This is a genomic window from Nocardia sp. CC201C, assembly GCF_030010695.1.
GTDB lineage: Bacteria > Actinomycetota > Actinomycetes > Mycobacteriales > Mycobacteriaceae > Nocardia > Nocardia otitidiscaviarum.
Map to the genome: position 1 here is coordinate 1 of NZ_JASCXP010000372.1, position 7,520 is coordinate 7,520.

The window sequence follows — 7,520 nt, forward strand, 5'->3', positions numbered from 1 at the left end:
CGCCGGGTCGCCGACGGTGTCGCGGCGGTGCCAGATCTTGAAGCGCAGGCACGCACCGGATTCCACCACCACGGTCACCGGGTAGTGGGTGAAGGTCACCGACTTCACGCCCGCGACCTCGAGGCCGTCGATGGAGCCACCGGCGGCCTGCAGGCCCTCGGCGTCCACCGGATAGGACTCGTAGGCCACCAGCGAATCGAACGCCGCACCGGTACCGGCCGCGCTCTGGATCTCGGCCAGGCCCAGGTAGTGGTGTTCGAGCAGGCCCGCCTGCTCGGACTGCACCGCGGTCAACAGGTCCCGCACGGACTGCTCGGCGTCGAAGCGCACCCGCACCGGAATGGTGTTGACGAACAGGCCGATCATGTCGTCCACGCCGTCCAGCTGCGGCGGACGACCGGAGACGACCGCGCCGAAGACCACGTCCTCACGATCGGTGAGCGTGGCCAGCACCAGCGCCCAGGCGGCCTGCACGACCGTATTGACGGTCACCTCGGCATCGGCGGCGAACGCGGTCACGGCCTGCGTCTCGGCCTCGGAGAATTCGAATTCGATTTCGCCGTAACCGATCTCCGCCTGTTCCGGGCGTTCCAGCACGGCGGAGACGGCGGTGGGCTGCGCGCCGGCCAGGGTGTCGCGCCACGTGTCCAGGGTCGCCGCGCGATCCTGCTTCGCCAGCCACGCCAGGTAGTCGCGGTAGGGCCGCACCGTCGGCAGCGGCGACGAATCACCGTGCGTCGCATAGAGGACCAGCAGATCCTTCATGAGCAGCGGCAGCGACCAGCCGTCGAAGAGCAGATGGTGCGTGGTCAGCACGAAGTGGATGCGGCCGGTGCCGGTGCGGTACACCGTGAAGCGCATGAGCGGTGCGGCGGCCGGATCGAAACGGGTGCGCTGGTCTTCCTCGAGCAGCGCCGGAATGTCCTCGTCGGCTACGTCCAGCAACCGCCACGGCACCTCGAGGGCGTCCACCACGACCTGCACCGGGGTGCCGTCGGCGGCGGTCACGAAGGCCGCGCGCAGTCCGGCGTGGCGGTCCAGGATGGCCTGCGACGCCCGGTGCAGCCGTTCGAGATCGACCTGACCGGCCAGTTCCAGGGCGAACTGGGTGACGTAGTCGTCGGCCGCGCCCTGGGTGAGCTGGGTGTGGAAGAGCAGGCCCGCGCCCAGCGGCGACAGCGGCAGCACATCCGAGAGCCCCGGATACGCCGCGCGCCAGCCGTCGAGTTCGACCTGGGACACCCGCACCAGCGGCACATCCGAGGGCGTCAGGCCACCGGCGGCGGGGTCCTGCACGTGGCGGGCGACGGCGGTGAGCGCGCGCACCCAGTCCTCGGCCAGTTCCCGCACGGCCGCCTCGTCCAGAATCTCGGCGGCGTACTGGACCGACACCGACATGCGCGGGCCGTCCTCGCCATCGGTGACGATGGCGTTGAGATCCACCACCATGCCCGCGGGCATGGTCGGATCCTGGTCGACGCTCAGCTCGCCCAGCGCGTCGGTGGGCAGCCACGCGGCGTCGGCCATGCCCTCGGGCACCTCGCTGGCGGAGACGCGGCCCAGGTAGTTGAAGCCGATCTGCGCCAGCCGCCCGTCCAGCTCCGCGGCGGATTCGGGGTCGAGGTAACGCAGCAGGCCGAAGCCGATGCCCTTGTCGGGCACGGCGATCAGCTGTTCCTTCACCGACCGCAGCGCGGCGGCGGTGACCGAGCCGCCCTCGAGCGCGGCGGCGGTGTCGATGCCCGACAGGTCGAGCGCGACCGGATAGACGGTGGTGAACCAGCCGACGGTGCGCGTGATGTCCGCACCCGGCAGCACGCTCTCCTCGCGGCCGTGGCCCTCCAAACGCACCCGGGTGACCGGGGATTCGATGCCGCGGCGGGCGCGCCAGCCGCGCACGGCCAGAGCGAGCGCGGCCAGCAGGCCGTCGTTCACGCCGCCGCGGTACAGCGCCGGAACCTCGGTGAGCAGGGCTTCGGTGATATCGGCGGGCACCTGCACGGAGAACCGCCGCACGGTGGCGAAAGTGTCCACGGCGGAATCGAGTTCGCGCGCGCCCAGCAGCGGGTCCGGGGTGGCGAGCACCTGCCGCCAGTACGGCAGCTCGGCCCGACGCTCCGCCGAGCCGGCCACCTCGTGCAGCCCGTGCGCCCAGCGCCGGAAGGAGGTGCCCACGGCGGGCAGCGTCGGCCGCTGCCCGGCGGCGCGCTGCATCCAGGCCGCGACCAGATCGGAGATGAGGATGCGCCACGAGACGCCGTCGATGACGAAGTGGTGCGCGGCGATCAGCAGCACGTCCGCGGCGTCCGGGCGGTGCAGCCAGGTGCAGGCCAGCATGCGACCGGCCGCCGGGTCCAGCGCGTCCAGGGTGGCGTCCATGGCGGCGCTGCCGATCCGGGCCAGCTCCTCGCCGGTGGCTCCGGCCGGGACGTCACCCTCGGCGAGCAGCGAATCGGCCGATACGGCACCGGCTTCGGGCACCTCGAGCTGGAATCGCCCGTCCCCGTGGACCAGTCGCGCCCGCAGGATGTCGTGGTGGGTCAGTACGTGGTCGAGGGTTTCGGTCAAGGCCGCACGGTCGATGTCCTCCGGCAGCGACAGCACCATGCTCTGCGAGAACCGGTTGTACACACCGTCTTCGAGATAGTCGGCCAGCACCGGGGTCAGCGCGATGGTGCCCACGCCGCCGCCGGGCAGCTCCTCCAGGGTGACCGGAGCACCGCCGTCGCCGACAATGGCGACCTTGGCCAGCGCGGCCACGGTGCGCTGTTCGAAGACGTCCTGCGGGGTGAACACGATGCCCGCCGCGCGGGCCCGCGACACCAGCTGGATGGACAGGATCGAATCGCCGCCGATGGCGAAGAACGAATCGTCCGCGCCGATCTCGGACACCCGCAGCAGTTCCGCGAACAGCTCCGCGATCTTCTCCTCCACCGGGCCGGACGGGGCACGGGTGGTGGTGGTCTCGAATACCGGCTCCGGCAAGGCATCCCGGTCCAGCTTGCCGTTCGGGGTGAGCGGCAGGTGGTCGAGCACCACGATGGCCGAGGGCACCATGTGCGCGGGCAGGCCACGCCCGACGTGCTCGCTCAGCGCGGCCGGATCGGCGGCCCGGCCCGGCTTGGCCAGCACGTAGGCGACCAGCGCGGTCGCGCCCGAGGGCAGCGTCTTGCCCATGGTGACAGCGAAGTCGATGTCGGGATGCGTGGTCAGCGCATTGTCGATCTCGCCGAGTTCGATGCGCAGACCGCGGATCTTGACCTGGAAGTCGGAGCGGCCCAGGTATTCGATGACGCCGTCCTCGCGGCGGCGCACCAGATCGCCGGTGCGGTACAGCCGCGCTCCCGGATTCCCGGTGTCCGCGCCGAACGGACTGGCCACGAAGCGTTCCGCGGTCAGGCCCGGCCGGGCCAGATAGCCCTGCGCCAGTGCCGGACCCGACAGGTACAGCTCCCCGGTTACGCCCGCGGGCACCGGCCGCAGCCGGGTGTCCAGCACGAACGCGCCCACCCCGGCGATGGCCGGGCCGATGGTGATGGGCTCGCCGGGCACCATGGCCGCGGTGCTGGTGGCCAGGATGGTGGCCTCGGTGGGGCCGTAGCCGTTGTAGAAGGAGCGGCCCTCGACCGCCCAGCGCGCGACCAGCTCGGGACCGAACTTGTCACCGGCCACCACCACGACCCGCAACTCGTCGAGTCCGGTCGGGTCGACCGACTCCAGCGCGGCCGGGGTGATGAGCATGTGCGAAACACGTTCGCGGCGCAGCAGTTCGGCGAGATCGTCACCGCCGAAGACGCGGGGCGGGGACACCACCAGCGTCGCGCCGGAGGAGAAGGTGAGCAGCAGCTCCAGCACCGACACGTCGAAGTTCGGGGAGCACACGTGCAGCACGCGCGAATCCCCGGTCACCGCATAGTGTTCGCGCTCGGCGGCCACCAGGCCGGCCAGACCGGTGTGGGTGACCACCACGCCCTTGGGGCGGCCGGTGGAACCCGAGGTGTAGATGACGTAGGCCGGATGCTGCTCGGTGAGCGGGCGCACTCGGTCGGCATAGGAGATGGGGTGCGCCGGATGGGCGTCGATGCGCTCCGCGCGCACCGGATCGTCCAGCTCCACCCAGTACACGGTGGTGCCCAGGGCCGCGCGATGCGCGGAGGTGGTCAGCCCCAGCACCGCGCCGGAATCGGTCAGCAGGTACTCGATGCGTTCGGGCGGGTAGCTCGGATCGACGGGCACGTACGCCGCGCCGGTCTTGGCGACCGCCCACACCGACAGCACCGACTCGATGGACCGGGCGATGCCGATGGCCACCACGTCGCCGGGCCCGACACCGCGCGCGATGAGTTCGCGGGCCAGCTTGGAGGAGGCTTCGTCCAGCTCACGGTAGGTGAGTTCACGGGTATCGGCCGGAGCTCCGGTCGGATTGAACCGGATGGCCACCGCGTCGGCGGCGGACTCGACCGCGGCCGTCAGCAGTTGGGCGAACAGCGGGCTGCCCGACCGGCGGCGACGGCTACCACGTGCGGAACGGCGGACAGTATCCATTCGAGCTAGTTCACCTCTCGCAATTCATCAGGTCCGCGCGACCGAATAGCGAATCCGGCCCGCGCCCACGGCGTCGATCCGGTGTCGTCGCCTGGGCCTGCGGTCCGAGCAATCCTATATGGGGGAAGCGATGCGGCCGAGACCGCCCGAGCTCCCTATACCCATCGGTACGAGGGGGCGCAGGTGTTGCACGGTTCCGTCAACGCAGTGACATACACCACAGAGAGTGTCGGTCAGAGCCAGCCCCGCCGGGTGGCCTGCACGCCCGCCTGGAAGCGGGTGCTGGCTCCGAGCCGTTCCAGCAGGCTCGCGGTCCGCCGCACCACGGTGCGGCGGGACAGGCCCAGTCGCCGCGCGATGGTGTCGTCGGTGGCCCCCAGGCTCATGAGCGTGAGGATGGCGCGATCACGCTCGTCCAGGGACTCCTGCGGGTTCACCGAGATGGGCGTGGACATGGCCCACAGCACGTCGAAGGTCTTCACCAGCAGGTCCAGCGTCGGGGAGACGCTGATGCGCAGGCCCATGGGGTCGCCGCGGCGCTCGTCGGTGTGCAGCACCAGGATGGCGCGCCGGTCGTCGGCGACGATCAGCTTCATCGGCGGATCGGGCAGCGTGCGCGCCTGCGCCCCGGCGGCATTGGTGGCCAGCACGTGCCGCAGCCGTTCCGGATCCTGGTAGATGGTGTCCTGGTACAGGGTTCGGTAGCCGATGCCCTGGGACAGCCGCGCGGTCTTGAGCTCGAAGAGCCGCTCCTCGGTCTCCACGTCGGAGAGGTAGGGGCCGCGTTCGATCGTCTTCACCTGGGTGTGCGCGGTGTGCTGCAGATCCTCGAAGTCGGCCAGCAGCTGCCGTCTTTCGTACACCGCGACGATCGCGCCGTTGGTGTCGGTGGCACGGCGCACCGAGCGGAAGGTCTCGCCCAGCCGTGCGGCGGCGGCCTGCATGCGTTGCGTGTCGTGATGGCGGCGACGCGATTCGGCCTCCGAAAGAGCTTCCGGCGCATGGGCGTCCCAGCGGACGCTGCCGTCGTGATCGACGATGCGTACCGCCGCCTGAATGTGGCAGAGGGCTTCCAGCGCTGCCTCGGTCACGCGGGGCGGGGCGCCCAGTCGTGCCGCGACTTCGGTCAGTGTGGACCGCGGATGCTGGACCAGCGCGGCGTACGCGCGGCCCGGCAGCGTGGTCGGGTCGAATAGTTCATCCAAGGTCGTCACCGCACCCACCGGGACGCGTCGGTCCGGAAACCGTCCCGGCACGGGCGCCTGACGATCTACAGGCCCGGGCCCCACTGCTGCTGCATGACGACGCCCTTGCTGGCCAACCACGGCAGCGGATCCATCTTGTTGCCCGCGGCATCCCAGATCTCCAGGTGCAGATGCGGGCCGGTGGACTGACCGCGATTGCCGACGGTGGCGATGACGTCGCCCGCGTTCACACGCTGGCCCTCGTGCACCAGCATGTCGTTGACGTGGCCGTAGACGGCGGTGGTGCCGTCGTCCTGCAGGATGCGCACCCACAGGCCGAAGCCCGAGGCCGGACCAGCCTCGACGACGGTGCCACCCATGACGGATTTGATCGGTGCGCCCAACGCGTCGGCGAAGTCGACGCCGTAGTGCATGGCGCCCCAGCGGCTGCCGAAACCGGAGCTGATCTGACCGGCCACCGGCGCGACGGCCGGGGCGGGGGCGAACTGCTGCTGCAGGCTCTTGAGGGTCTGCTCGGCCTGGGCCAGCGGGGCGGCGATCTCGGGCGGCAGGTTGGTCAGGCCGAAGGGGGCGGCCTGGCCCGCGATGGGAGCGGCCTGCGCGTCGGGCACCGCGGGGGCCGCCGGAGCGGGGGCCTCGGCCTCGGTGGCCTGCTCGAGGGTCTGGGTGGCGAGGCTCAGATCGGTGTCCTCGGCGGCACGCTTCTCGGCATTGTTGCCGGACAGCGGCGCGGCGTTGGCCAGCGCGGGCACCAGCTGGCTGGCGCTGCCGATGAGGGCGCCCGCGGCGACCGCGGCGCCGGCGGCGACCTTCACCCGGTCGGCCGTGCTGGGCTCGGCGCGATGCCGACGGTTGGCCCGAACGCCGCCCGCGTTCTCGCCCAGCAAATCCATAACTGATACGGAGTTCGAGTTCTCTCGGTGCTGAGCCAAAGCTTTGTCCTAGCGTTCGGGTGGTGATGCTTCCGGTAACGATTCGGCATCGCTGTGACGGAAACTGTACTCCGTCGTGACCATTCCGCAACCTTGCTTGGCCGAAATTTGGGTACTCAGTCCTATCCCCTCGACGGAAACCAACTGGACACATGCCTTCTACCTGCGGTTTCCGCCCGCGCCCCGGACACCCGGCAAACCGGACGACACGCATCGAGGGGACGGCCCGTGCTGTTACATACCGCCCGCGCCGTGACCTCGAGGTCATCCGGAGCACACTGGGCGCATGCTTCTGGACGAGCTGCGCACCCCCATCGTGTCGGCCCCCATGGCGGGCGGACCCTCCACACCCGAACTCGCCGCCGCGGTGTCGAACGCGGGCGGACTCGGCTTCCTGGCCGCGGGCTACCTCTCCGCCGCCGACACGGCCGCGCGTATCGCGCGCACCCGGGAGCTCACCGCCGCGCCGTTCGGAATGAATCTCTTCGTCCCCGCCGCGCCCACGCCCACCGCCGACTACACCCGTTATCTCGAGGAACTGCGCCGCGACTTCCCGGTCGGCGAGCCGCGCTACGACACCGACGACTGGGCGGCCAAACTCGACCTGCTGACCGACGCGCCGGTGCCCGTGGTGTCGTGCACCTTCGGCTGCCCCTCGGCCGCCGAGATCGCCCGGCTGCGGGCGGCCGGATCCGAGGTGTGGGTGACCGTCACCTCGGTGGCCGAGGCCCGGCTGGCGGTGGCGGCGGGCGCGGACGCGCTCATCGCACAGGGCAGTGAGGCGGGCGGTCACCGGGGTTCGTTCGCGGACCGACCGGAGGACGACACCACCGATCCA

Annotated in this window: 4 protein-coding genes; 1 reads left to right on the forward strand and 3 read right to left on the reverse strand. The window is 70.9% G+C overall.

Going from position 1 to position 7,520, the window contains the following annotated elements; translation table 11 throughout:
- The 3 genes from QK444_RS28760 to QK444_RS28770 all read right to left on the reverse strand — a co-directional run.
- On the reverse strand, nt 1–4,545 hold a 4,545-nt coding region (locus tag QK444_RS28760), incomplete at its 3' end, for a non-ribosomal peptide synthetase (RefSeq protein ID WP_282785269.1).
- Between the two features lie 233 nt (nt 4,546–4,778).
- Entirely contained in the window at nt 4,779–5,759 is a 981-nt protein-coding gene (locus tag QK444_RS28765) for a helix-turn-helix transcriptional regulator (RefSeq protein WP_195145073.1), read from the reverse strand.
- Between the two features lie 56 nt (nt 5,760–5,815).
- Nucleotides 5,816–6,643 (reverse strand): M23 family metallopeptidase, encoded by an 828-nt coding sequence (locus tag QK444_RS28770; RefSeq protein WP_051037750.1) that lies wholly within the window; start codon nt 6,641–6,643, stop codon nt 5,816–5,818.
- A gap of 325 nt (nt 6,644–6,968) precedes the next feature.
- Here QK444_RS28770 and QK444_RS28775 point away from each other — a divergent pair.
- A partial coding sequence (locus tag QK444_RS28775) for a nitronate monooxygenase (protein WP_282785270.1) occupies nt 6,969–7,520 on the forward strand: 552 nt, incomplete at its 3' end.